The following is a 25,967-nucleotide window of genomic DNA, read 5'->3' on the forward strand; positions in this document are numbered from 1 at the left end:
CATGAGCACAAAAACCGTAAACATAGTTGGTTATGCCAAAGAAAGCAATCAATTCGTAGTCAAAGCCCAAAACTTCGACATCAGAATTAGTAAAAATGATCAATTTCCTGAACTAGAAGGACCAAGTCCGATAGAATACATTTTGGCCGGTTATGCCGGTTGCATCAATGCTGTCGGGAAATTGGTAGCCAAAGAAAAAGGCATCGATTTAAAATCACTTCAAGTTGAAATCTCGGGAACCTTAAGTTTAGACAAATACCAGGGAAAAATTAGCGATGAAAGAGCCGGATTTAAATCTATTGAAGTTACGGTAAAGCCAACAACTGATGCGACTTTGGACCAATTAAAGGATTGGTTAATCACCGTTGAAAACCGTTGCCCGGTTCAGGACAATTTGATCAATCCAACGCCGGTTTCTGTAGTGTTGGTTAAAGAATATGAAGCTACAGCAACAACGCTTTAAAAGAAAACCATTGGTTAGGTTTTATTCCGCTGCGCTCCAGATTAATTAATTTTTCTTAATCTCAAATGCCTCGGGTTGTTTGTTTGTTAAGGCTGTCTTCAAAGTTGAGTTTGAAGGCAGTCTTTTAAAAAACTTTAAAAAAATAATATGAAAAAGTTGGAAAAAATAGTTTTGTTCAATTTTAGTTTGGAAAACGGAAAACAACGCCCTTATCTTCCGTTATTTTATCAAACTTTTGGTCAGCCCATTAGTACCGCGCCGGTCGTGGTAGTCAATCACGCATTAACAGGCAATTCCAATGTCACCGGAGAAAACGGCTGGTGGAACGATATAATCGGTGAAGAAAAAATCATCGATACCAATCATTTCACGGTAATCGCTTTCAACATTCCGGGAAACGGTTACGATGACAACTTCGGTAATTTGATTTCCACTTACAAAGATTTTACCATTCGCGATGTCGCCAGAATTTTTTGGGAAGGTTTAGATTTCCTCAAAATCGAACAAGTTTTTGCGGTTATCGGAGGAAGTTTAGGCGGAGCAGTTGCGTGGGAAATGGCGGTTTTGAAACCGAATGCTGTTCAAAATCTAATTCCAATTGCCACCGATTGGAAAGCCACCGATTGGGTCATCGCCAATGTCCTAATCCAAGACCAAGTATTGAATAATTCTGATGATCCAATCGCAGATGCCAGATTGCACGCTATGTTGTTGTATCGAACACCTCAATCGATTAACCAACGTTTTCAAAGAAGCAAATTCAATGATTCCTCAGTGTTTCAAATCGAGAATTGGTTGGCCAATCACGGCGTAAAACTCAAAAACCGCTTTCGGTTATCGGCTTACAAATTGATGAACCACTTGCTCAAAACCAATGACATTACTCGTGACCGAAATGATTTTTTGGCTCTAGCCAAAGCCATTCAAGGAAACATTCACGTAGTCGCTGTTGATACTGATTATTTTTTTATTCCGGATGAAAATCGGGAAACGGTTGAAAACTTAAAACCGATAAAAGAAAATGTCTTCTATCACGAAATAAAATCCATCCACGGACACGATGCTTTTTTAATCGAATTCGAACAATTAGCCCAAATTTTATCACCCATTTTTAACAAACAAAAACAACAAACTTATGTCAGCGCTTAGAATCAATATAGTCCTTTTCGGTATCGGAAATGTCGGTAGTACTTTAGTCAACCAAGTTATTGAAAGTCAAAAATTCTTCCTTGAGAAGAAGAATATCGATTTGAGATTTCCCATCATCACCAATTCCACTTTAGCTTTCTTCGAAAAAGACGGTCTCAAAAACCAATGGGAAGCCAATTTCGCCCAATCCGCCATTCCGTTCAGAATCGAAGACATCATCGAATATGTTCAAGAACAACAATTGGAAAACCTGATTGCTGTGGATGCCACTGCCAGTCAGGACATCATCAAAAATTATATTCCGCTTATCCAAAACGGTTTCAATATCGTCGCCGCCAATAAAAAAGCGAATACATTGCACTTCGACTTCTACAAAGAACTGAGAAGAAACCTCAAGAAACACGACAAAACATTTCTTTACGAAACCAATGTCGGAGCCGGTTTACCGGTCGTTCAAACAATAAACGACTTGCACTTTTCGGGCGAAGAAATCACTAAAATCCGTGGCGTATTCTCGGGTTCGCTGAGTTATATCTTTAATAGATTTTCTTCCGAAGACTTACCGTTTTCCAAAATCTTACTCGATGCGGAGAAAAACGGCTATACCGAACCCGATTCCCGTGATGATTTATCCGGACACGACGTCGCCAGAAAACTATTGATTCTCGCCCGAGAAATCGAACAGGAATTTGAATTCACCGATATCAAAATAGAATCCCTTTTGCTTCCAAACCTAAATGAAAAAAGCGCCAAATCGGAATATGCAGTCAACAAGCAATTGTTTGACAAACCGTTCCAAATTGCCAAAATTACCCAAGCCGATAACCATGTCTTGCGCTATGTGGGCGAATTAGATGTCAAGACCAAGCAACTAGAAGTAAAACTGATTTCAGTTCCGAAGACTTCAGCGCTTGGCCAACTCAAAGGCGCCGACAATCTTATTGAAATTTACACCAAATCCTATGGCGAAATCCCAATCGTCATTCAAGGCGCCGGAGCCGGAAAACAGGTTACGGCTCGTGGCGTTTTGACTGATATTCTCAAAGTCGCCGAGAAAATCAAAATCAAAGAAGCGATTTGGTTATAAACCGATTCAAATATAACTAGCCAACCATTCACCCCAAAAACCTACAGCGCGAAAACGTTGTAGGTTTTTATTTTTCCAAAACCCTTGCAAATGTGAATTCTGTGTCATTACTTTGCAGCGTTCATAAACTTATTGTTCGTTATCACGAAAGCTGGAGGGAATAGACCCGTTGAAAGCTTAGCAACCCTTTGCCAAAAGAAGGTGCTACATTCTATCTCGATTTATCGAGAGCAGATAACCCCGAGAATTCTTCTCACTTTCACGATAACATACTATAATTTTTTAGGAGCGAATGGCTTGCGCATTTTTGCAGTCCATATTCCCGCTTTCCGTCTCGTTCCAAAAAACGAGACTGCAATCGGGGCTAATTAGTAAATCATAGTACAAATTAAACTCTGCAACTTTGCAACTTTGCGACTTTGCAACTCGAAAAAGACATGTCAAAAATTCAAGACGCCATCAAAGAAAGAATTCTCGTTCTCGACGGTGCGATGGGAACCATGCTGCAGCGCAACAACTTCTCCGAAGAAGACTTCCGAGGCGAGCGTTTCAAAGATTTTCCACATCCGCTAAAAGGCAACAACGATTTGCTTTCCATCACCCAACCCGAAGCGGTAAAACAAGTTCATCGCTTGTATTTTCAAGCCGGAGCAGATATTGTTGAAACGAATACATTCTCAGGAACCACCATCGGGATGGCCGATTACCACTTAGAAGATTTGGTTTACGAACTCAACTACCAATCCGCCAAAATAGCCAGAGAAGTCGCCGACGAATTCACCGACAGACCGCGTTTCGTAGCCGGTTCCATCGGACCAACGAACAGAACAGCAAGTATGTCACCGGACGTAAATGATCCTGGATTTAGAGCCGTAACTTTTGACGATTTACGCATCGCCTACAAACAACAAGTAGAAGCTTTGATTGATGGTGGTTGCGATGTTTTATTGGTAGAAACTATTTTTGATACACTTAACGCCAAAGCCGCTTTATTCGCCATAGAAGAAGTAAAAGAAGAACGCAATCTCGATATACCCGTAATGGTGTCAGGAACAATAACCGATGCGTCAGGAAGAACTTTATCAGGTCAAACGGTAGAAGCGTTTTTAATTTCAATTCAGCATATCGATTTGTTGAGTGTTGGATTTAATTGTGCACTCGGAGCCGACCAATTGAAACCTTATTTAAAAAGATTAGCCCACAACACCACTTTAAATATTTCAGCACATCCAAACGCCGGTTTACCCAACGCTTTTGGGCAATACGACCAAACACCGGAGGAAATGCAAGCACTTATTAAAGAATATTTACAAGACAATTTAGTCAACATCATTGGCGGTTGTTGCGGTACGACTCCGGAACATATTAAGGCTATTGCTGATGTAGCCAAAGATTTCCAACCACGTTCATTAGAATTAACATAAAAAATTATTTGTGCATTCGTGGCAAAAACAAAACAATAATGTCAGAAACAAAATATTTAAAATTATCCGGATTAGAACCGCTAATCGTTACGCCAGAAAGTAATTTCATCAACGTAGGCGAACGAACCAACGTAACCGGTTCGCGTAAATTCCTCCGTTTAATCAAAGAAGAGAATTACAACGAAGCCCTAACCGTAGCGAGAGACCAAGTAGAAGGAGGAGCGCAAATCATCGACGTCAATATGGACGAAGGAATGTTGGATGGTGTTTACGCCATGACCAAATTCCTAAACCTAATCGCCGCCGAACCCGATATCGCTCGTGTACCGGTCATGATTGACAGCTCCAAATGGGAAATCATCGAAGCCGGTTTGAAAGTCGTGCAAGGTAAAGGTGTAGTGAATTCTATCTCACTTAAAGAAGGAAAAGAAGCGTTCATTCATCACGCCAAATTGATTAAAAGATACGGCGCAGCAGTAATCGTAATGGCTTTCGACGAAGAAGGTCAAGCCGATAACTACGACAGAAGAATTGAAATCTGTAAACGTTCGTATGATATTTTAGTGAATGAAGTCCATTTTCCTGCAGAAGACATCATCTTCGACCCGAATATTTTCCCTGTCGCCACCGGAATGGAAGAACACAAACTAAACGCATTAGACTTTTTCAGAGCGACCAAATGGATTCGTGAAAACTTGCCTTATGCCGGAGTTTCAGGTGGTGTGAGTAACGTTTCGTTTTCGTTTCGTGGGAATGACAAAGTGCGCGAAGCAATGCATTCGGCTTTTCTTTATCATGCCATTAAAAACGGCATGACGATGGGCATCGTAAATCCGGAAATGCTCGAGATTTATGATGAAATCGATCCAATTTTATTGGAACATGTAGAAGATGTTTTATTGAACAGAAGAGAAGATGCTACCGAAAGATTATTGGATTTGGCTGAAAGTTTCAAAGGCGATTTCAAAACCAATGAAAAGGCGATTCAAGAATGGAGAAACGGTTCAGTGCAAGACCGATTAACCCATTCGTTAGTCAAAGGAATTGACGAATTTATAGAGATTGATGTCGAAGAAGCACGACAATTAGCCGAAAAACCCATCGAAGTCATTGAAGTCAATTTGATGGCCGGAATGAATGTCGTAGGTGATTTATTCGGAAGCGGAAAAATGTTCTTGCCACAAGTAGTCAAATCGGCACGAGTGATGAAAAAAGCCGTGGCCTATTTACTACCTTATATAGAAGCTTCGAAAGACGGAAAATCTTCCTCAGCCGGAAAAGTGTTGATGGCAACGGTAAAAGGTGATGTACACGACATTGGTAAAAATATAGTAGCGGTAGTTCTAGGTTGCAACAACTTCGAAATTATCGATTTAGGCGTAATGGTACCGCCGGAAAAAATCATTGAAGCTGCAGTTCGTGAAAACGTAGACATCATTGGTTTAAGCGGATTGATTACGCCGTCATTAGACGAAATGGTGTATTTGGCCAAAGAAATGGACAAACTCAACATCAAAATTCCGGTAATGATTGGCGGTGCAACGACTTCGAGAGCGCATACGGCTGTAAAAATTGCCCCGGAATATAAAGAAACTGTCGTTCACGTAAACGATGCGTCGCGTGCGGTAACGGTTGCAAGTAACTTGCTTCAAGCGGAAACCAAAGTAGAATACGCCAAAACCGTTCGGGCAGAATATGACAAACTCCGTGAAGGTTATTTAAATAGAAGCCGAGACAAAAATTACCATTCGATTGAAGATGCGCGTAAAAACAAATTACAATTGGATTGGAACAATTTCACACCTGTAAAACCGAATTTTATCGGCACCAAAACCGTTACAGTGGAATTATCGGAACTGGTTGATTTTATTGACTGGACGCCGTTTTTCAGTTCGTGGGAATTGTTCGGGAAATATCCGGCGATTTTGACCGATGTGGTTGTAGGTGAACAAGCAACTTCGTTATTCGCAGACGCGCAAAATATGCTAAACCAAATCGTTTCCGAAAAGTGGTTAGTCGCTAAGGGAATTCTCGGGATTTATCCGGCAAACCAAGTCAATGATGACGATATTCAGGTTTCCGATGAAAGCGGAAAAGACTTGGTGAAGTTCCTAACTTTAAGACAACAATCGCAAAAAACTGCAGGCGCACCTAACATCGCATTAGCCGATTTCGTAGCGCCAAAAGACAACGGAAAACAAGATTATATTGGTTGTTTTTGTGTAACTACCGGATTTGGGGTCGATGAAAAAGCAACCGAATTCGAAAAACAATTAGACGATTACAACTCGATTTTAGTGAAAGCACTTGGTGACCGATTGGCCGAAGCTTTCGCAGAATATTTACACTTAAAAGTGCGTAAAGAAATTTGGGGCTACGCTTCCGATGAATCTTTATCAAACCAAGATTTGATTGACGAGGAATATAAAGGGATTCGTCCAGCGCCGGGTTATCCTGCGTGTCCTGATCATTTGGAAAAACCAACGATTTGGAAACTTTTAAATGTCGAACAAGAAATAGGCGTCAAACTGACTGAAAGCATGGCGATGTGGCCGGCTTCTTCGGTGTCGGGCTATTATTTTGCCAATCCGGAAAGTAAGTATTTCGGACTCGGAAAAATCAAAGAAGACCAAGTAATTGATTACGCCAAAAGAAGAGGAATTTCAACAGAACAAGCCACTAAGTGGTTAAGTCCAAATATAGCAGATTAATTTAGTCGTAAAGTCAAAAGTCATAAAGTCTGTAATGGACTTTCGACATTAAGACATTAAAATATTAAGACATAAAAAAATGAAAGTAACCCAACATATCGAAAACGCCAACGGGAAACCGTTATTCTCTTTCGAGATTTTACCGCCATTGAAAGGGCAAAATATCCAATCGATTTTTGACAGTATTGATCCATTGATGGAATTCAATCCGCCGTTTATTGATGTGACGTATCACCGTGAGGAATACGAATACAAAGAATTGCCAAGCGGTTTGTTGCAAAAGAAAGTAGTGAAAAAACGTCCGGGAACGGTTGGGATTTGTGCCGGTATTCAGAACAAATACAATGTCGATGCTATTCCACACATATTATGTGGCGGATTTACCAAAGAAGACACCGAGAACTTGTTGATTGACTTAGATTTCTTGGGCATTGATAATGTTGTAGCCCTTCGCGGCGATGCTTTGAAAACCGAAACCTATTTTCATCCGGAGAAAGATGGAAATATGTATGCTACCGAATTGGTTACCCAAATCAGCAATTTGAACAACGGAATTTATTTGGATGAAGATTTGAGAAATTCGGCGCAGACTAATTTCTGCATTGGTGTTGCCGGTTATCCTGAGAAACACATGGAAGCGCCGAGTTTGGACAGCGATATTCATTTCTTAAAACAAAAAATCAAAAACGGCGCTGAATATATCATCACGCAAATGTTTTTTGACAATAAAAAATTCTTTGATTTTGTGGATAAATGTCGCGCTGCCGGAATCACGGTTCCGATTATACCGGGTTTGAAACCGATTGCGACTAAGAAGCAATTGAATTTGATTCCGCACCGATTTAGTTTAGAATTGCCCGATGATTTAATCATGGCGGTTGTAAAAGCCAAAGACAACGATGACGTAAAGCAAATTGGAATCGAATGGTGCATAGCACAAAGTAAGGAACTGGTTGCGGCCGGAATTCCGGTGTTGCATTATTATTCAATGGGGAAAGCAGAAAATATTAAGGCGATTGCGAAAGAAGTTTTTTAAACAGATTTCGCAAAAGACAAATCCTAACTAGCCCCGATTGACAGTGTTACCGTGTAACACCAAAAGCGGGAACAAGGCCAACAAAAATGCCCTAACTTTTCGCTCCAGATTTCTCCTTCGTCGAAATGACAATTAGGTATTCTATTAATTATATTCTACTATATTTGTGCGTTTTAAATTTTAGGATGAAGAAAATTTACCTGCTTTTTTTATTGTTTTCCCTTTCCCTCTTAGGTCAGAATGCCAATCCTTTTGCCGTTGAAGCATCAGTTTTAAGAGGAAATATTTTGCCGCATACCGAAGACATGCATCATTTGGTTAACGGCCATCCGCAGGGTTTTATGTTGAGTTTTATCAAAAAAACCGATGGTTCTAAAGAATGGCATCGAGCTTATAATTACCCGGATTATGGCGGTTATTTTTTGTATCAGGATTTTAAAAGTCAGCCGTTAGGACAGAATTATGCGGCAGGTGTTTTTTACAATTTTCACTTCTGGAAAAGGCGATTGCAATTTAGATTGTCCCAAGGAATCGGGTACAGCACGAATCCGTATGACAAAGTGGATAATAGTAAGAATAAAGCTTTTGGCAATCAATGGATGGCCAATACGAATTTCGGGTTAACTTATACTGCGCCGCCTTTGTTTAATGCTGTTAGCTTGCAGGCCGGACTTCTATTTACGCATTATTCTAATGGAAGAGTTGTATCGCCAAATAGCGGTATTAATACTTATGTGTTAAATTTAGGGATGCATTATGATTTTGCAGAAGATTTTAAAAGGAAAGCGGATACCACGACTGTCCAAAAATCTTATAAAGAACCTATTCGATATAATGTTGTGTTTCGAACCGGAATCAATGAAAGTCCGATAATTAATAGTGGTCAATATCCTTTTTACCATATTGGTTTTTATGCCGATAAGCGTATCAATAGAAAGTCGGCTTTGCAATTGGGCGCCGAATTATTTTTAACCAAATCTATTGAAGAGTACATTAATTATTATTCAGTGGCATATCCTGAAGACGGAATCGATTCGGATACGGATTATAGAAGAATTGGGATTTTTATTGGGCATGAATTAATCATCAATAAAATTTCCATTGAAGCACAATTGGGGTATTATGCTTACCAACCTTTCAAAAAGGATATTGCCATATACGACAGAGTTGGGATGAAATATAGGTTATCCGATAAGCTTTTTGTTGGATTTTCACTTAAAACGCATTTGTTTTTGGCAGAAGCTTTAGAAATTGGCATTGGATATAGAATTTAAACAGACAGTATGAAAAAGTTTTCAGTATTGATAATGTTGTTTTGGCTCTTCAACGCTTGTGAAAAACCGAGTGATTGTATTGAAAGTTCGGGCGCGATAATTACCAAAGAAGTAACCGTTCAACCGTTCAAAAAGATAAAGGTCTACCGTGGGATTGAAGTGGTCATTACGCAAGGCGCAGAATACAAAGTAGCAATTGTAGCCGGTGAAAACTTTATTGATAATGTGGAAGTACGCCAAAATGGTGACCAACTGATTTTTAAAGATGACGCCAGTTGCAATTGGGTTCGTGCTTACGGAACCACAAAAATTTTGGTGACAACGCCAACTTTGGAAGAAGTGTATTCAAAAACCGATAGAAATATTAGTTCCAATGGCGTTTTGACATTCCCAAATATTGCTTTTATTGCTATGGATAAAGACGGCGATGGAGAAAGCGGTGCCGGAACCGGAGATTTTATGCTGAATGTCAACAATAGTTATTTGTATATCGCCAATAATAATGTGTCTCGGTTTTATCTTTCGGGGCAAACCAACTTGGCTGAGTTTAATTTTTATTTTGGGGATGGCAGAATTGAAGCCGAAAGTCTAACCGCACAAAACATCAAAGTTTTTCACCGTGGTTCTAACGATATGACGGTAAAACCCATTCAAAGTATTATTGGCACTATGAATAGTACCGGAAACATCATCTTAAAAAACGTACCGCCGGTAGTTGATGTAGCTGAGTTATACCAAGGGAATGTGATTTATCCTTAAATTACTGAACAGTAACAACTGAACACTGAACACTACTTCTTAGTCTTCTCCCTAAAAATCTGCTCCAAATTTTTACTCTTCAAACTAATCTGTAGTGTTTTCAACCCGTTGTCATGAGCAAAGTCGAATATTTTCGGGCGCATGTCTTCTTCGGTGTTGAAGGTAAGTAGCCAAAGGTTGTCGTTTGTGTTTTTGTAAGTTTTGATGTTCGCTAGATTGGCTAATAAATTGGCGTTAATGGCTTTGTCAAATTCGACTTCAATGAGTTGTTCTTTTTCTTCCGAAACCAGTTTGTCCAGTTTTTTGTCGGTTACAATTTTGCCATGGTCAATGATGATTACGCGGTCGCAAATGGCTTCCACTTCTTGCATGATGTGCGTGGAAAGAAATACTGTTTTGTCTTTGCCCACATTCTTAATCACGTTTCTGATTTCTACCAATTGATTTGGGTCAAGACCAGTGGTTGGTTCATCCAAAATCAACACATCCGGATTGTGTAAAAGCGCAGTGGCTAAACCAACACGCTGGCGAAATCCTTTAGACAATTGCCCTATTTTTTTATGACTTTCCGGAGTTAAACCGGTTAATTCGATTACTTCTTCGATGCGTGATTTGGCTACTTTATACACATCGGCATTGAAAGCTAAATATTCGCGAACGTATAAATCCAGATATAACGGATTGTGTTCGGGTAAATACCCAACGGATTTTTGCACCAAGATTTGAGCTTCGTTTACATCATTGCCATTCACAGCTGCGGAACCTTCATCGGCGTTGATATAAGTCGTTAAAATTTTCATCAAAGTTGATTTTCCGGCGCCATTCGGACCCAAAAAACCCACGATTTCTCCTTTTTTAATGGAAAACGAAACATTATCTAATGCTTTTTGAGCACCGTAACTTTTGGAAATATTTTGAACTTCTATCGACATAAACATACTATTTGGAGCAAATGTAATAATTAATAAAAGTATAACGAAGAATTACTGCTTTTATGATGTTCACGAAAACGATTCCTTAAATTTTTTTGCCAAGTCTTGTAAAACCTACACTTTAATTTTTTACATTAGCCAAACAGAATAACAACAATGAGACAATTCAACACTTTTTATACCTATTTCTTTTATTTCTTCTTCGGACAGAAAAAGGGATTAGTATTGTGTTATGTGAAAAAGTAAATTTTAAAACAACAATAATATAGATCCCAACGAAAGTTGGGATTTTTTTTTTGACTATATGGAAGTAAAAATAGCAATACAAGGAATCAAGGGTTCGTTTCACCACCAAGTGGCGCAAGAATATTTTGAAGATGTAAATGATTTAGATGAATGCATGTCGTTTGATGATTTGGTGAAAAGTTTAGTGAATAATCAAGCACACAAAGGTGTCATGGCGTTGGAGAATTCTATCGCCGGTTCGATTATTCCCAATTACGCTTTAATCGACCGCAATAATTTACACATCATTGGCGAGCATTATCTTGACATTCACATGAATTTAATGGTGTTGAAAGGCCAAACGATTGAAGACATCAAAGAAGTCCATTCGCATCCGATTGCCTTGTTGCAATGTGCCGTTTTCTTTAGCCAATATCCGCATATCAAATTGGTCGAAAGTGGCGATACTGCCGAAACTGCGCGCAGAATTCAAGAACAAAAACTAACCGAAATTGGCGCTGTTGCCGCTCCGATTGCCGCGAAATTATACGATTTAGAAATATTAGCTGCCGGCATTCACACCGTGCAAAGTAATAAAACCCGTTTCGTGATTGTCAAAACCACAAATAAAGAATTACCCATAGAAATGATAAACAAAGCCTCAATCAAATTTGAATTGGATGACACTCCGGGTAGTTTGGCTACGGTTTTAAATGTCATGAACAATTGCAAATTGAACCTGACTAAAATCCAGTCGATGCCAATCATAGAAACGCCTTTTCAATATTCTTTTTTTGTGGATGTGATTTTTGAAAAGTACAAACATTACGAAAAAGCCAAAAATATTTTAGCCCTAATGACCACCCATTTCAAAGTTTTGGGTGAATACAAAAGAGGAATACAATAACAATAACAAAAATCAATAGAAGATAACGAGTATTGAATTTTGCCATTGCCATTGAATTTTGAAATTGAAATAAAAAGACATGATTAAAACAGCAGAAAGACTAAACAGCGTTCAAGAATATTACTTCTCCAGAAAATTGCGAGAAGTACGCCAACTCATAGCCGAAGGAAAACCTGTCATTAATATGGGTATCGGCAGTCCCGATTTAGCGCCAGATAAAACCGTAATTGACGCGATGAGCCAATCTATGATGGATGAAAAAGCCCACGAATACCAAAGCTATCAAGGCTTGCCCGAATTGCGAAAAGGCATGGCTGATTTTTATGCCAATCAATTTGGAGTAGTATTGGATTTCAATACAGAAATTTTACCATTAATGGGTTCCAAAGAAGGCATCATGCATATTTCGCTAGCTTTTTTAAACGAAGGCGATGAGGTGTTGATACCCAATCCGGGGTATCCGACTTATGCTTCGGTCACCGAATTGGTACAGGCGAAAGCAATCAGTTATGATTTGACGGAAGCCAACGATTGGCAACCCGATTTTGAAGCTTTGGAGCAAACGGATTTGTCGAAAGTCAAACTCATGTGGGTTTCGTATCCGCACATGCCAACCGGAGCCAATGGTACAAAGGAATTGTTTGAAAAATTAATTGCTTTTGGTAAAAAACACCATATTTTAATCGTAAACGACAATCCGTATAGTTTTGTCTTAAACGACAATCCAATATCGATTTTGCAAGTTGAGGGTGCCAAAGACATTGCTTTAGAGTTGAATTCTTTATCCAAAACCTACAACATGGCCGGTTGGCGTGTGGGAATGGTTTTAGGAAATCCAACGTTAATCGATGCGGTGTTGAAAGTCAAAAGCAATATGGACAGCGGGATGTTTTACGGAATTCAGAAAGGTGCGATTGAAGCATTGAAATTGGACAAAGATTGGTTTGGCAAGCAAAACGAAATTTACACTAAACGCCGAAATCGTATCTTCCAATTGGCTGAAAAATTGGATTGTACTTTTGACAAAAACAGTGTCGGTTTATTCGTTTGGGCCAAATTACCGCAAGGTATTTCAGCGGAAGCCTTCATCGATAAGGTTTTAATCGAAAAGCACATTTTTATTACACCCGGAATTATTTTCGGTAGCAATGGCGAAGGTTACATCCGATTTTCGCTCTGCGTTACCGAAGAAAAAATACAAGAAGCAATTGCCCGATTTTAAACGAAAAGAAATTAATTTTACAGAAGATAAAAAGCTATGAATATAACAGCAGAAAACAGAAAATGGTTAGATGATTTCAAGTTGAGTCATCCCTTGGTAATTGCAGGACCATGCAGTGCGGAAACCGAAGAACAAGTGTTGAAGATAGCACACGAATTGAAAGATTCTGATGTGTCTATTTATCGTGCCGGAATTTGGAAACCGCGAACGCGTCCGGGCGGATTTGAAGGTGTTGGAGTCATCGGTTTAAAATGGTTGCAAAAAGCCAAAGCAGAAACAGGTTTGTTAATGGCGACCGAAGTGGCTAATGCAGCGCATGTAAAACTAGCCTTGGAACACGATATCGATGTGCTTTGGATTGGCGCAAGAACTACGGTAAACCCATTTGCCGTTCAGGAAATCGCCGATGCTTTGCAAGGAACGGATAAAATTGTTTTAGTGAAAAATCCGGTGAATCCCGATTTGGCGCTATGGATTGGCGGAGTTGAGAGATTGTACAATGCCGGCATCAAAAAACTAGGCGTTATACACAGAGGTTTTTCGACTTATGACAAAACCAAATACAGAAATATCCCCGAATGGCAATTGGCTATCGAATTACAAAGCCGTTTTCCCGATTTACCTTTGATTTGTGATCCGTCGCACATTACCGGAAGACGCGATATGATACAGGAAGTGTCGCAGCAAGCTTTAGATCTGAATTATGACGGCTTAATAATAGAAACCCATATCGATCCTGACAATGCTTGGAGCGATGCGGCGCAACAAGTAACACCGACAGTTCTGAAACAAATTTTTCAGGATTTGAGAATCCGTAAAGAGACTGATGATGCCGATGAATACAATAACCGTTTGGCCAGATTTCGTGTCGATATAGATGAATATGACGGAAAGTTGTTGGAAATTTTAGGCAAAAGAATGAAAGTAGCCGACAAAATCGGAGCGTTAAAAAAAGAAAAAAACGTAGCGGTTTTGCAGAATAAGCGTTGGAACGAAATCTTAGGTAAAATGATTTTGGACGGAGAAGAAAAAGGCTTGAGCGAGGAGTTTATTTTAAAAATTTTCAAAGCCATCCATCAAGAAAGTATCAGTCATCAAGAGAAGATAATTAACGGATAAACGGATAATTTGTGAGAATATCGGTAAATTGGTGCTGACATAGTAGTTTTTTTTATATTTGTTGGTACCATTTTAAAAATCTATTAATGCTAAAAATAATGAATATGAAAAAAATTATCTTACTACTAACATTGGTTTTTGGTTTTAACCTAGCCAGTGCCCAAGTTGATGTGATTAAAAAACAAGTTGGAGAAACCCTTAAAGGAAAAATTGTAAGTGTTGATGACAATGTAATTGTGTTCACTTATCAAGGGCAAAATGTAGAATACACTATTGCCAAGAATGCCGTTGAAAAAATCACTTACGGTAATACAGGTCAGGTTGTGCAAACATCCAATAAGATTGTGATTACCGGAGAAGCAGATTGGCAAAAAGTACAAATTGTTGAAAATGTAAATCACACAGCCGGTCTTGAAGTAGGAGTACAACTGGGAACTAGTGCTGATTTAGCCAATTATCAATCAGGTAACGGTAATTCACCGGTAATTAAAAGATTGAAAATGCAAGCGGCAAAATTAGGCTATCAGTTTATTCTTGTGACCACTGATGCTTCCTCTAACAGAGTAGCTTACGGATATAAATATTAATTTAATTTTTAATAAAGTTAAACTAAAGTTGCCCGAAACGGCAACTTTTTTTATGTCCAAAAACGAATGATAGCATCAGAAATCCACCTAAATAGCATTCATTTTAATCTAAATCAAAACCTACTGATATTTTGGCAGGTTTTTTTTGTATCATTGCGCAACAATAAAAACAATCTCTAATTTTAAAACAACCAAAATGAAACAAACCTTTTTAGGTTTTATCTTTTTTGTTTGCAGTTGCATAAGCTTGAATGCACAAAACAAAATTGATAAGATCAACGTGACTTACGGTGAAGAATTACCGGAAGACAAGCAAAAAATCGTAAAAATTATTGGTGAAACCGACACTAAAATTTACGCACTCGGATTCAAAGAAAAGGAAGATTATTTCCTTAAAATTTTTGAGCCGAAAACCATGAAACTTATTTCTTCCAACTTAATCGTTATTCCGCAAATTAGCGATAGAGAAGTAGATTTTGAAGATGTTTTTTTACTAAACGGAAAACTTTACGCTATCGGAAGTGTTTATAATAAAAAAGAAAAAATATTCAATTTAGTCGGTGCAGAGATTTCTGAGAAAGGCATCTTGAGCAAAACAACGGTTACCTTATTCAATTCTGAAGTGGCTAAAAAGTCAGAGCGCGGTGGGTTTTACTTCAAACAATCTCCGGATGAAGGCGCTTTGTTAATCATGCATACCTCGCGTTTTCCCAAAGAAGATGCCATCAAATATGAAGTTAAATTGTTTGATGATAAATTAGCAACCCTTTTCACCAGTGAAGAGAAAGTGAAATTTGATGACAGTAAAAAAGATTACGAGTTTACTATTTCTGATTTTGAATTGAATTTTCAAGATGATGTCTTTTTGGTAATTAATGAAAGTTACAGAGATTCTAAAAAGAAAGAGCAAATTGAAAAATTTCAAATTCATACCTTCAAGAGATCCAACAACTACACTAAAGAAGTTATTGACATCAACATCAAAGGAAAAGAAATTATCAATTGCAAAATGTTGTCAACCAACAAAAACACATTGCAATTGGTTGGTTTTTACTCCAGCGTTCGCGAAAATGGTAAGGCTAATAAAGAGTTGAAAGGTGTTTATAATGCGACTATTAATTTGGCAACCAATGCCAATGACAACTTGAAATTCAACGAGTTTGACTATGCTACTAAAGTTAAATTGTTAGGGGAAAGAAAAGCCAAAAAAGGGAGAGATGTAAAACCTTTGTACAATATTACCACACTTATTGAAAAAAATGATGGTGGAATCATTGTATTGTCTGAATTGCAGTTTGTGTATGTTGGACAAAGCTCAGGAATTGGGCCATTGGCGTTTACTCCTGTGACTTATACTAAAAATGAAATCATTATCACGTGTTTAAAGCCGGATGGTTCGTTAGATTGGAGTAATGTATTGCCAAAAGAACAATCGGCGACAGTGACCACTATGTCATTTGTTTTTGGTTTTGGTGGTGGAAACGGAAATTTTGCCGTTGGTGGTGCCATCGCTATTCCATTGGCGCAAATGGGCAAAGGACCTGAATATTTAGGCGCTATTCCAATTTACAAAAATGGGGTTTTGAATTTGCTTTTCAATGATAATGTGAAAAACAAAGGGGTAACCGATATCGAAGCCATCAAATCATTAGGAAATTACAATAATGCAGTTCCGTCACTTTTCGTTTTTGATGCTAAAGGTCAAATTACCAGAAAAGATCCTGAAGAAGTTATCAAAAATGAATTGGTCCTTCGTCCGGGCATTTATTACCGAAAAAATCAGAACGAGTTTATTATCTATTCTTCCAGAAGGAAACAAGATAAATTGGGACGTATGATTCTAGAGGATTAAAAAAAAAACTAAAGGCTGTGAAATTTTCGCAGCCTTTTTTATTACAATCAATATTAACGCAAATACCAGTTTCAATTTTTTTACCTTTGCTAAATCCTAAATTCAAAAAATGACCGGACTCGTATATAAATCTACCGGAAGTTGGTACACCGTAAAAGCCGATGACGATACGTTCTATGAATGTCGTATTAAAGGTAAGTTCCGTATGAAAGGTATCAAAAGCACTAATCCGATTGCGGTAGGCGACGTGGTTGATTTTGAGTTGGATGACACTTCAGATGACATTACAGGCACTATCCACAACATTCACGACCGAAAGAATTATATCGTGAGAAAATCAGTGAATTTGTCAAAGCAAACGCATATTATCGCCTCTAATATTGACATTGTCTTTTTGTTGATTACTATTAATAATCCACCAACAACGACTAGTTTTATCGATAGGTTTTTGGTTACCGCCGAAGCTTATGGGATTGAAGCGGTTTTGGTTTTCAATAAAATAGACACTTTTGATGAAGCCATGCGTGATGAGCAACTGTACTTACAATACATTTATTCTGCCATTGGTTACAAATGTTTGCGAGCTTCTGCCATTGAGAAGAAAGGGATTGACGAGTTGAAATCGATGATGACCGGAAAAGTGAGTATGTTCTCCGGACACTCCGGTGTTGGTAAATCGACTTTGGTGAATGCTTTGGAGCCCAATTTGAATTTAAAAACCAAACACATCTCCGAACAAAGTAAGCAAGGCCAACACACCACCACTTTTGCCGAAATGTATGATTTGTCTTTTGACGCCAAAATTATCGATACACCCGGAATTAAAGGTTTCGGTATTGTAGATATGGAACCTACAGAAATCAGTGATTATTTTCCGGAGTTTTTTAAGTTGAAAGACCAATGTAAATTCAACAATTGTTTGCACAAAGAAGAACCGCATTGCGCAGTAAAACAAGCTTTAGAAGACAATAAAATTGCTTGGTCAAGATACAACAGTTACCTTAAAATTCTCGAAGGTGATGACGAACATTACCGTTCTGACATTTACAATGATGATAGAATTGCAAGTGATGAAACCAGAAAATAGTGTTCTGTAATTTTATTCAAGATGAAAACAGTAATTCAAAGGGTAACGCAAGCTTCTGTAACAATCGAAGGGCAAAAAGTAGCCGATATTCAAAACGGATTGTTGGTGTTGGTTGGTTTTGAAGACTCTGATAATCAAGAAGATATTAATTGGTTAACCGCAAAATTAGCCAACCTCAGAATCTTTGCAGATGAAAATCAAGTCATGAATCTTTCGCTTAAAGATATTGATGGCGATATGATTATCGTAAGTCAATTTACACTTCACGCACTTACTAAAAAAGGCAATCGTCCCTCTTACATCAAGGCTTCCAAGCCAGAAATAGCCATTCCGTTATACGAAAGTTTTATAGTACAAATGGAAACTGAATTAGGCAAAAAAGTACAAACCGGACAATTTGGCGCTGATATGAAAGTAGCCTTGCTAAATGATGGTCCGGTGACCTTAATCATTGATACAAAAAATAAAGAATAATATTATAAATTTAGTTATAATTTTTTATATTTGGGCAAACTTACTGCCGATGAAAACTAAAATTGTCACTTGTTTTTTATTGCTTTCTTCCTTTTTAACTTCTGCCCAAAAATTAGACTATTCCATCTTAACTATTCCCGATAGTTTGAAGCAAAATGCCAATGCGGTGGTGCGTTTAAAGCAAATTGAGATCAATATTTCTTCCCAAAAATCGATGACATATAAAACCTTAAGCGTTATAACGGTTTTGAATGAATATGGCCTTCGAAGTCTGGACTTAGGGGAAAATTATGATAGAAATAATAGAATAAACAAGATTGAAGCGGTAGCCTATGATGCTTTTGGGAAAGAGCTGAAAACATACAAAAGAAAGGATTTTAAAGATCAAAGTGCTACGGATGACGGCACAATCTTCTCTGATAATAGGGTTTTGTATTTAGATTATACGCCTATAACTTACCCTTTTACTATGGTATACGAATCCGAAATAGAATCGGCAAATACTGTTTTTATTCCGTCTTGGTTTCCCATGGAAAGTTATTTGGTTAGTACGCAAAATACGGTATTGACCATTACTTTTAAGCCAGAATTGAAACTCAAAATAAAAGAGCTCAATTTTTCCGATACTTTTCCCATAGAAAAGATGGAAACGCCCACATCAGTTAAGTATACTGTTAAAAATTTAATAGCCAAAAGACCTGAAGAACTTGCGCCTAAATTCGAACAATTATTTCCAAAAGTTATGTTTGGTTTGAGTGTTTTTAGTCTAGAAGGCATAAATGGCAATGCTGACTCTTGGAGTGAAATGGGGAAATGGTTTTATGATGAGATACTAAACGGAACTAATGAGCTTTCAGAAGAAACAAAAAACAATGTCAAAAATTTGGTCGGAAATGAAAAAGAGCCACTAAAAAAAGCAGCAATAATTTATAAATACGTTCAAGAAAAAACCAGATACGTTAGTATCCAAGAAGGTATTGGCGGATGGAAACCCATGTTGGCTAAAGATGTAGATAAATTAGGTTACGGCGATTGTAAAGCATTAACCAATTATACCAAAGCATTGTTAGACCAAGTTGGTGTAACGTCTTATTATGCCAGATTATATGGTGATTCCAGCAAAAGAGAGATTGATACTGATATAGTTTCTTTTCAAAGTAACCACGTGATTTTGGCCATACCAAACAATAATGATTACGTTTGGCTCGAATGTACCAGTCAAATTCTTCCTTTTGGCTTCCAAGGCGATTTCACAGATGACCGAAATGCTTTTGTTATAAAACCAAACGGTGGAGAAATAATTAAAACCAAAACTTATACCGAGAGTGATAATCTCAAATCAGTAAAAGCGTCCTACACAATTACTGAACAAGGAAATTTATCCGGCAAAGTCCATATGATTTCCAAAGGATTGCAATATGATGACAGTTACAGTAAAGAACGGGCGAGTTATGAAAACCAAGTTAAAGCCTATAAAGAAGAGTTTAGCAACATTAATAATCTGAAAATAAAAAAAATTGGCCTCACCAATAACAGTGAAACCATAGAATTTACAGAAGATATAGAATTAGAAGCAGAAGGTTATGCTCAAAATTCTGCCGGAAAATTATTGTTTGCTTTGAATGCTTTTGACCAAAATTCCTATGTTCCAAAGAAATACAGAACCAGAGAATTTGCTTTCCAAATAGATCGAGGATATACCAATGAAGCAGCAATTGAAATTAATTTGCCTACTGGATTTATAATCGAAGCCAAACCGGAAGGTATTACATTGGATACCGAATTTGGCTATTATAAAATTGAGTTCATTACACAAACGGATAATAAAATTTTATGCCAAAGAAAAATGGTTCTCAAAAAAGGATTCTATGATAAATCAAAATATGAAAGTTATAGAAAGTTCAGAGAAACCATAGCCAAAAACGATAATTCAAAAATAGTAATCACCAAAGCCTAACTTTATGAAAAAATTATTGATCACAACGCTACTATTAATCAGTGGATTTATTTTTGCCCAAAAAAAGGATTTAGGAAAAGTCACCATTGAGGAATTAAATGAAAAAATATCACCTATAGACAGTTCGGCAGTAGCCGCCTTTTTAATAAAAAACTGTGACGTTAAATTTATCTATTCTGAAATCAACGGTTTTTCGGTTGTTAAAACTTTTAAAATTAAAATTAAGATCTACAAAAAAGAAGGATACGAATGGGCTAATCACAGTATTGGATATTATACGGGTAGTAATGGCAGAGATAAACTAAATTTTTCCAATGCCGTAACTTATAATTTAGTTAATGGTAAAATTGAAAAGTCTAAATTAAAAAGCGACGGGGAATTCGAAGAAAAAGCAAATGAATTCTGGTCGAGAAAGAAAATCACTTTACCAAATGTAAAAGAGGGTTCAATTATAGAATACGAAGCCGAATTAGTGTCAGAAAGGTTAAATTCAATTGATGAATGGTATTTTCAAAGTTCCATTCCGGTGGTGTATTCAGAATTAAAAACAATTATACCGGAATACTACAATTATAATGTTATGAGTAGTGGTTTTTTAACCCCAGTCGTTAGCAAAGACAGAACAACCAAAACGCATAATATAACTTCAAAAGAAAGAGTTACTAATGGCCGTGCTGTATCCACCTCTTATTCGTCTAACGAATTTTCATATGCAGAAAATAAAACCCTATTTGTTTTACAAAATATACCGGCGCTTAATGATGAGTCTTATGTAAACAATATTAAAAATTATACAGCAGGTGTAAAATATGAATTGGCCTCAATTCAGTACCCAAATGAACCTATTAAAAACCTTACCACAGATTGGGAAACAGTGGTAAAAAGCATTTACGAGAACGACTATTTCGGACCGGAATTAAATAAAACCGGGTATTTTGAAAAAGATTTAGAGGCGGTTTTAAACGGAATCACCAATCCGGATGAACGTTTGGCTGCAGTATTTAATTTTGTCAAATCAAGAATGAATTGGAATGAAATGTATAGTTACAGTTGTAACGATGGCGTAAAAAAAGCCTACCAAGAGAAAAAAGGAAACGCTGCAGAAATCAACTTAATGCTGACATCAATGTTAAGGCATGCCGGGATTGACGCCAATCCAATTTTAATCAGTACGCGTTCCAATGGTATATCGCTTTTTCCTTCAAGAACTGCTTTTGATTATGTTATTTCTGGTGTTGAATTAAATAATCAAGTGGTTTTATTAGATGCGACTAATAAATTTTCATTACCCAATATTTTGCCAATACGCGATTTGAACTGGTTTGGAAGAATCATCCGAAAAAACGGAAGTTCGGCTGAAATTAATTTAATGCCAAAATTCAACTCCAAAGATGTGGTAAACATTATGGCTTCTATAAGTTCAGATGGCAATATAATCGGAAAAATCAGAGACCAATATCTTGATTACAATGCTTTTGTTTACAGGGTCAATTATCATGATGTGACTAAGGAAAGTTACATTGAAAAATTAGAAAAAAGACATCAAGGTTTGGAAATTGATGAATTCGAAGTGCTGAATACAAATGACTTATCTAAGCCGGTTGTGGAGAATTATAGTTTTACTTCAACCAATTCCGTTGAAATTATTGGAGATAAAATGTATGTTTCACCCTTTATGTTTTTTACCACCACAGAAAATCCTTTTAAGCAAGAAACCCGAGAGTATCCCATAGATTTCGTTTATCCAAACCAAGATAAATACAACATCAATTTAACGATTCCGGAAGGCTATGTTGTTGAAACAATGCCTCAACCAAAAGCGGTATCAATGCCGCAAGAAACCGGTAGTTTTAAATACAATCTATCCAATAACGGCAATCAAATTCAAATAATTTTTACGTTAGACATCAATCAAGCCATCATTGGCTCAGAATATTACGATGCTTTGAAAAATTTCTACAAAGAAATCATCAACAAGCAAACGGAAAAAATTGTTTTAAAGAAAGCTTAGCTATGTTTAAAAATAATATGTTGTTCCTTTTTATGCTTTTCATTACCAATGTTTATTCACAATCATTAGGAATTGAAGAGGTAACAAAATCTGAACTGAAGCAAATCAAACACGATAAAGATGCTTCAGCCAATGCAGCCATTTTATATAAAAAAGGAAGAACTTATTTTAAGTATACTACCAAATCAGGATTTACTTCCTATACTGAGATTGCGTTAAAAATTAAAATTTATAAAAAGGAAGGACTTAAGTGGGCTAACTTTCAAATTCCGTATTATATAGGTTATAAGTTTTTAGAAGATGAAGCAGTAGATATCAAGAAAGCCTATACCTATAATCTAGAAAATGATAAAATTATTAAAGTAAAGGTAACCGGAGAAAGTAAATTTAAAGATAAAGTCAATGAAAATTGGAATGTTAAGAAAATCTCCTTTCCCAATGTGAAAGTAGGTTCTGTTATAGAACTTAATTATGAACTAAAAACGGAAAATTTATCCGAGTTACCCGATTTTCAGTACCAATATGAAATCCCGGTAGACAAAGTAGAATACACTACTAGAATCCCTGAATTCTACATCTATAAAGGGATTAAAATGGGCTATGCCGATATTGAAACGGATGCTGTTGTGGAAAATGGTTCACAGTCATTTGATGATGAATATAACAGAACGACAACGATGAATTATAGACAGATAAAAACATCTTACAAGGCTCAAAATATTCCAGCATTACAAGAAGAAGAGTATGTAAATAACATTAATAACTACTACAGCAAAATCAAGCACGAGTTAGAAGTCGTTAGAATGCCCGAAGAAGACCCAAAACCAATTGCAACCACTTGGAATGACATAGCCAAATCTATTTATAGTCAAAAAGAATTTGGGGGTCAATTAGAGAAAAACAAATATTTTATAGATGATTTAAGACTAATTATAAAAGAAACGGATTCTCTTGAGTCTAAAATGAATAAAGTATTCAATCATCTTAAAAATAGAATGAGTTGGGATAGCAATTACGGTTATTATCCAAGAAAAGAGCTTGAAAAAGCTTATACAGAAAGAACCGGTAATGCCTCCGAAATCAATCTTATTTTAACAGCAATGCTCAGACTAAGTGGACTAGAAGCCAATCCGATTTTATTGAGTACTAGAGATAATGGTTTAGCTGCATTCCCTAATAAATCCTTCCTAAATTACGTAATTGCTTCCGTAAATATAAATGGTAAAATTTATCTACTGGATGCTACAGACAAAATTTCTAATGTCAATTTTATACCTATTAGAGCTCTAAATCAGTTTGGGGTTCTGATGAAAAAAGACGGGACATCAGAGGAAATCGATTTGATGCCCAAAAGAAATTCTCATATTTCAATTAATATTTTGGCAACAATCAATGCCGAAGGTGAAGTAATCGGAAAAGTCAGACATCAGTATTTGGAATACAAAGGCTATATTTTCAAACAAAAATATGACGGATTTACTTCGGAAAGCATAATGGAAAATCTTGAAAAAATGCATCAAGACCTTGAAGTTTCAGAATACAATGTGCAAAACACCGCTGATTTTTTAAAACCAATAATCGAAAATTACAATTTTAAATCAACCAATTCCGTTGAAATTATTGGAGATAAAATGTATGTTGCACCTCTATTGTTTTTTACAATAACTGAAAATCCCTTCAAGCAAGAATCCAGAAAATATCCGGTTGATTTTGTATTTCCCTACCAACAAAAATTCAATATTAGCCTCAAAATTCCGGAAGGCTATTCAATAGAAAAAATTCCGGATCCAAAGGCGATAGCAATGCCGGACAATTTAGGAAGTATGAAATATAATAGTTCAACTACGGGCAATCAAGTCCAATTACTTTATACCTTTGAAATCAACCAAGCCATCATTGGCTCAGAATATTACGATGCTTTGAAAAATTTCTACAAAGAAATCATCAACAAGCAAACGGAAAAAATTGTTTTAAAGAAAGTGTAAAATGGAGATTAAAAACGCCCAACAAGAAGTAGACAACTGGATAAAAAACCACGGAGTTCGTTATTTTAATGAACTCACCAACATGGCACAACTCACCGAAGAAGTAGGCGAAGTAGCCCGAATCATAGCCCGACGCTACGGAGAACAATCTGAAAAAGAAAGCGATAAAAACAAAGACCTTGGCGAAGAATTAGCTGATGTGGTTTTTGTAGTCTTGTGCCTAGCCAACCAAACCGGCATAGATTTACAAGCCGCGTTTGATAAAAAAATGAACTTAAAAACCAACCGCGACCACGACCGCCATCACAATAATGAGAAATTGAAATAAGTTGGGAGTCGGAAGTTGGAAGTAGGGAGTTTCTCTGTGTATCTTTGTATCTCTGTGAAATAGCAAATGAATTTACATCTACAATCTTCAATCGTTAATCTAAAATCGTCAGTTTTCATAACCGGAAGCAAATCAGAAACCAATCGCTTGTTATTGCTCCAAGCGTTGTATCCGAATTTGTTTTTGGAAAACACATCTAATTCCGATGATTCAGAGGTCATGGCTAAAGCAATACAAAATGCGCAACCCGCAACCCGCAACCCGCAACTTGTAGACATCCACCACGCCGGAACCGCCATGCGATTTCTTACCGCTTATTTTGCTATTCAAGAAAATAGTGAAGTCGTTTTAACCGGTTCAAGTCGAATGAAAGAACGCCCGATAAAGATTTTAGTCGAGGCGCTAAAGCAACTTGGAGCTGAAATCACTTACGAAGAAAATGAAGGTTTTCCGCCTCTGAGAATCAAAGGAAAAAAACTAACCCAATCTAAAGTTTCCCTTCCGGCCAATGTCAGTAGCCAATATATTTCGGCACTGTTACTAATCGCCCCTAAATTAGAAAACGGAATCGAACTAACCTTAGAAGGCGAAATCACTTCGGTTCCCTATATCAAAATGACCTTGGCTTTACTCAACGAAATTGGCGTAGAAACCTCATTCGTTGGCAATACAATCTCAGTACAACCAAAATTCACAATTCAAAATTCACAATTCACCATTGAAAGTGATTGGTCTTCCGCTTCCTATTTTTACTCGATTATAGCCTTATCTCCAATCGGAACCGAAATCACTTTGTCAAGCTACAAACCAAACAGTCTTCAAGGCGACAGTGCACTGTTAGAAATTTACAAAACCTTCGGGGTAGAAACGAGTTTTGAAAACAATATTATTCGTTTACACAAAACCTGTAACTCGGAACCTGAAACCTTGAAACTAGACCTAAACAATTCCCCAGATATCGCGCAAACCATAGCTGTAACTTGCTTCGGCTTAGGAATCAGCTGTCATTTAAATGGTTTACATACGCTCAAAATTAAAGAAACCGACCGACTGGAAGCTTTAAAAGTTGAACTAACAAAACTTGGCGCAACAATTTCTGTAACCAATGACAGTCTAACTTTGGAATCATCATCAACGATAAACGAAAATAGTGCCATTAAAACCTATCAAGACCACCGAATGGCTATGGCTTTCGCACCATTAGCCTTAAAAGCTCCAATAATTATCGAAGAAGCCGAAGTAGTTTCCAAATCCTATCCAACCTTTTGGGTAGATTTAAAAAGCATCGGATTCACTATTTCTGAACTTTAGCAAAACCTCAGAACCTGCGCCACTCAGTACCTCAGAACCTTTTACAAAAATAAACTCCAAAACACTT

The 25,967-nt window shown here is 37.1% G+C and carries 21 protein-coding genes and 1 riboswitch; of the genes, 20 read left to right on the top strand and 1 reads right to left on the bottom strand.

Annotated elements, in window-relative coordinates:
- Position 1: 1 nt before the first annotated feature.
- The 8 genes from ICG50_RS03735 to ICG50_RS03770 all read left to right on the top strand — a co-directional run bounded on the left by ICG50_RS03735 (position 2) and on the right by ICG50_RS03770 (position 9,903).
- Positions 2-463, top strand: a complete 462-nt coding sequence (locus ICG50_RS03735; RefSeq protein ID WP_187659555.1) for an OsmC family protein — start codon at positions 2-4, stop codon at positions 461-463.
- Positions 464-610: 147 nt separating this feature from the next.
- The gene (locus ICG50_RS03740) at positions 611-1,612 is read left to right on the top strand and encodes an alpha/beta fold hydrolase (protein ID WP_187659556.1); all 1,002 of its coding nucleotides are present in this window, start codon (positions 611-613) and stop codon (positions 1,610-1,612) included.
- Entirely contained in the window at positions 1,599-2,699 is a 1,101-nt protein-coding gene (locus ICG50_RS03745) for a homoserine dehydrogenase family protein (RefSeq protein WP_187659557.1), read from the top strand. The genes ICG50_RS03740 and ICG50_RS03745 overlap by 14 nt, the downstream gene beginning before the upstream one ends.
- Positions 2,700-2,835: 136 nt before the next feature.
- Positions 2,836-2,940: riboswitch (SAM riboswitch) on the top strand.
- Between the two features lie 196 nt (positions 2,941-3,136).
- Entirely contained in the window at positions 3,137-4,123 is a 987-nt protein-coding gene (locus tag ICG50_RS03750; RefSeq protein WP_187659558.1) for a homocysteine S-methyltransferase family protein, read from the top strand.
- Positions 4,108-6,834 carry a methionine synthase gene (metH, locus tag ICG50_RS03755; RefSeq protein ID WP_379761223.1) on the top strand — a complete coding sequence of 909 codons (2,727 nt, stop codon included), beginning with the start codon at positions 4,108-4,110 and terminating at the stop codon, positions 6,832-6,834. Before ICG50_RS03750 ends, metH begins: the two co-directional genes overlap by 16 nt.
- 79 nt (positions 6,835-6,913) lie before the next feature.
- A complete protein-coding gene (gene metF, locus ICG50_RS03760) occupies positions 6,914-7,870 on the top strand; it encodes a methylenetetrahydrofolate reductase [NAD(P)H] (RefSeq protein ID WP_187659560.1) in 957 nt (318 codons plus the stop codon).
- A 185-nt stretch (positions 7,871-8,055) separates the two neighbouring features.
- A complete protein-coding gene (locus tag ICG50_RS03765; protein WP_187659561.1) occupies positions 8,056-9,144 on the top strand; it encodes an acyloxyacyl hydrolase in 1,089 nt (362 codons plus the stop codon).
- A gap of 9 nt (positions 9,145-9,153) precedes the next feature.
- Positions 9,154-9,903 (top strand): head GIN domain-containing protein, encoded by a 750-nt coding sequence (locus ICG50_RS03770; protein ID WP_187659562.1) that lies wholly within the window; start codon positions 9,154-9,156, stop codon positions 9,901-9,903.
- 32 nt (positions 9,904-9,935) lie between these two features.
- On the opposite strand, the gene gldA is transcribed toward ICG50_RS03770, so the two are convergent.
- Entirely contained in the window at positions 9,936-10,835 is a 900-nt protein-coding gene (gene gldA, locus ICG50_RS03775) for a gliding motility-associated ABC transporter ATP-binding subunit GldA (RefSeq protein WP_187659563.1), read from the bottom strand.
- A gap of 304 nt (positions 10,836-11,139) precedes the next feature.
- Here gldA and ICG50_RS03780 point away from each other — a divergent pair, with 304 nt between their 5' ends.
- From ICG50_RS03780 to aroA, 12 genes are all read left to right on the top strand, one after another.
- Entirely contained in the window at positions 11,140-11,967 is an 828-nt protein-coding gene (locus ICG50_RS03780) for a prephenate dehydratase (protein WP_187659564.1), read from the top strand.
- Positions 11,968-12,046: 79 nt separating this feature from the next.
- Positions 12,047-13,189, top strand: coding sequence for a pyridoxal phosphate-dependent aminotransferase (locus tag ICG50_RS03785; protein WP_187659565.1), 1,143 nt, complete (start codon positions 12,047-12,049; stop codon positions 13,187-13,189).
- Positions 13,190-13,225: 36 nt separating this feature from the next.
- The gene (locus ICG50_RS03790; RefSeq protein ID WP_187659566.1) at positions 13,226-14,308 is read left to right on the top strand and encodes a bifunctional 3-deoxy-7-phosphoheptulonate synthase/chorismate mutase type II; all 1,083 of its coding nucleotides are present in this window, start codon (positions 13,226-13,228) and stop codon (positions 14,306-14,308) included.
- A 104-nt stretch (positions 14,309-14,412) separates the two neighbouring features.
- Positions 14,413-14,895: a dehydroquinate synthase/iron-containing alcohol dehydrogenase family protein gene (locus ICG50_RS03795; protein ID WP_187659567.1), complete on the top strand. Its 483-nt coding sequence runs from the start codon at positions 14,413-14,415 to the stop codon at positions 14,893-14,895.
- A gap of 196 nt (positions 14,896-15,091) precedes the next feature.
- Entirely contained in the window at positions 15,092-16,747 is a 1,656-nt protein-coding gene (locus tag ICG50_RS03800) for a hypothetical protein (protein WP_187659568.1), read from the top strand.
- A 109-nt stretch (positions 16,748-16,856) separates the two neighbouring features.
- Positions 16,857-17,834 carry a ribosome small subunit-dependent GTPase A gene (rsgA, locus tag ICG50_RS03805; RefSeq protein WP_187659569.1) on the top strand — a complete coding sequence of 326 codons (978 nt, stop codon included), beginning with the start codon at positions 16,857-16,859 and terminating at the stop codon, positions 17,832-17,834.
- A 21-nt stretch (positions 17,835-17,855) separates the two neighbouring features.
- Entirely contained in the window at positions 17,856-18,308 is a 453-nt protein-coding gene (gene dtd, locus ICG50_RS03810) for a D-aminoacyl-tRNA deacylase (RefSeq protein ID WP_187659570.1), read from the top strand.
- A gap of 49 nt (positions 18,309-18,357) precedes the next feature.
- On the top strand, positions 18,358-20,265 hold the full coding sequence (locus tag ICG50_RS03815) for a DUF3857 domain-containing protein (RefSeq protein ID WP_187659571.1): 1,908 nt from the start codon (positions 18,358-18,360) through the stop codon (positions 20,263-20,265).
- A gap of 4 nt (positions 20,266-20,269) precedes the next feature.
- On the top strand, positions 20,270-22,276 hold the full coding sequence (locus ICG50_RS03820) for a transglutaminase family protein (RefSeq protein WP_187659572.1): 2,007 nt from the start codon (positions 20,270-20,272) through the stop codon (positions 22,274-22,276).
- A 2-nt stretch (positions 22,277-22,278) separates the two neighbouring features.
- Positions 22,279-24,261 (top strand): DUF3857 domain-containing protein, encoded by a 1,983-nt coding sequence (locus ICG50_RS03825; protein WP_187659573.1) that lies wholly within the window; start codon positions 22,279-22,281, stop codon positions 24,259-24,261.
- Between the two features lies 1 nt (position 24,262).
- On the top strand, positions 24,263-24,589 hold the full coding sequence (locus ICG50_RS03830) for a nucleotide pyrophosphohydrolase (protein ID WP_187659574.1): 327 nt from the start codon (positions 24,263-24,265) through the stop codon (positions 24,587-24,589).
- 66 nt (positions 24,590-24,655) lie between these two features.
- Positions 24,656-25,900: a 3-phosphoshikimate 1-carboxyvinyltransferase gene (gene aroA, locus ICG50_RS03835; protein ID WP_187659575.1), complete on the top strand. Its 1,245-nt coding sequence runs from the start codon at positions 24,656-24,658 to the stop codon at positions 25,898-25,900.
- The last annotated feature ends 67 nt before the right edge of the window (positions 25,901-25,967 follow it).

The organism is Flavobacterium buctense, assembly GCF_014486695.1.
Lineage (GTDB): Bacteria > Bacteroidota > Bacteroidia > Flavobacteriales > Flavobacteriaceae > Flavobacterium > Flavobacterium buctense.

Coding starts and splice junctions, on each gene's coding strand:
- ICG50_RS03820 (WP_187659572.1), top strand. CDS start 20,270: ATGAAAAAATTATTGATCACAACGCTACTATTAATCAGTGGATTTATT.
- rsgA (WP_187659569.1), top strand. CDS start 16,857: ATGACCGGACTCGTATATAAATCTACCGGAAGTTGGTACACCGTAAAA.
- metF (WP_187659560.1), top strand. CDS start 6,914: ATGAAAGTAACCCAACATATCGAAAACGCCAACGGGAAACCGTTATTC.
- ICG50_RS03765 (WP_187659561.1), top strand. CDS start 8,056: ATGAAGAAAATTTACCTGCTTTTTTTATTGTTTTCCCTTTCCCTCTTA.
- ICG50_RS03785 (WP_187659565.1), top strand. CDS start 12,047: ATGATTAAAACAGCAGAAAGACTAAACAGCGTTCAAGAATATTACTTC.
- dtd (WP_187659570.1), top strand. CDS start 17,856: ATGAAAACAGTAATTCAAAGGGTAACGCAAGCTTCTGTAACAATCGAA.
- ICG50_RS03740 (WP_187659556.1), top strand. CDS start 611: ATGAAAAAGTTGGAAAAAATAGTTTTGTTCAATTTTAGTTTGGAAAAC.
- ICG50_RS03825 (WP_187659573.1), top strand. CDS start 22,279: ATGTTTAAAAATAATATGTTGTTCCTTTTTATGCTTTTCATTACCAAT.
- ICG50_RS03750 (WP_187659558.1), top strand. CDS start 3,137: ATGTCAAAAATTCAAGACGCCATCAAAGAAAGAATTCTCGTTCTCGAC.
- ICG50_RS03790 (WP_187659566.1), top strand. CDS start 13,226: ATGAATATAACAGCAGAAAACAGAAAATGGTTAGATGATTTCAAGTTG.
- ICG50_RS03830 (WP_187659574.1), top strand. CDS start 24,263: ATGGAGATTAAAAACGCCCAACAAGAAGTAGACAACTGGATAAAAAAC.
- ICG50_RS03800 (WP_187659568.1), top strand. CDS start 15,092: ATGAAACAAACCTTTTTAGGTTTTATCTTTTTTGTTTGCAGTTGCATA.
- ICG50_RS03795 (WP_187659567.1), top strand. CDS start 14,413: ATGAAAAAAATTATCTTACTACTAACATTGGTTTTTGGTTTTAACCTA.
- ICG50_RS03815 (WP_187659571.1), top strand. CDS start 18,358: ATGAAAACTAAAATTGTCACTTGTTTTTTATTGCTTTCTTCCTTTTTA.
- ICG50_RS03735 (WP_187659555.1), top strand. CDS start 2: ATGAGCACAAAAACCGTAAACATAGTTGGTTATGCCAAAGAAAGCAAT.
- ICG50_RS03770 (WP_187659562.1), top strand. CDS start 9,154: ATGAAAAAGTTTTCAGTATTGATAATGTTGTTTTGGCTCTTCAACGCT.
- ICG50_RS03780 (WP_187659564.1), top strand. CDS start 11,140: ATGGAAGTAAAAATAGCAATACAAGGAATCAAGGGTTCGTTTCACCAC.
- aroA (WP_187659575.1), top strand. CDS start 24,656: ATGAATTTACATCTACAATCTTCAATCGTTAATCTAAAATCGTCAGTT.
- gldA (WP_187659563.1), bottom strand. CDS start 10,835: ATGTCGATAGAAGTTCAAAATATTTCCAAAAGTTACGGTGCTCAAAAA.
- ICG50_RS03745 (WP_187659557.1), top strand. CDS start 1,599: ATGTCAGCGCTTAGAATCAATATAGTCCTTTTCGGTATCGGAAATGTC.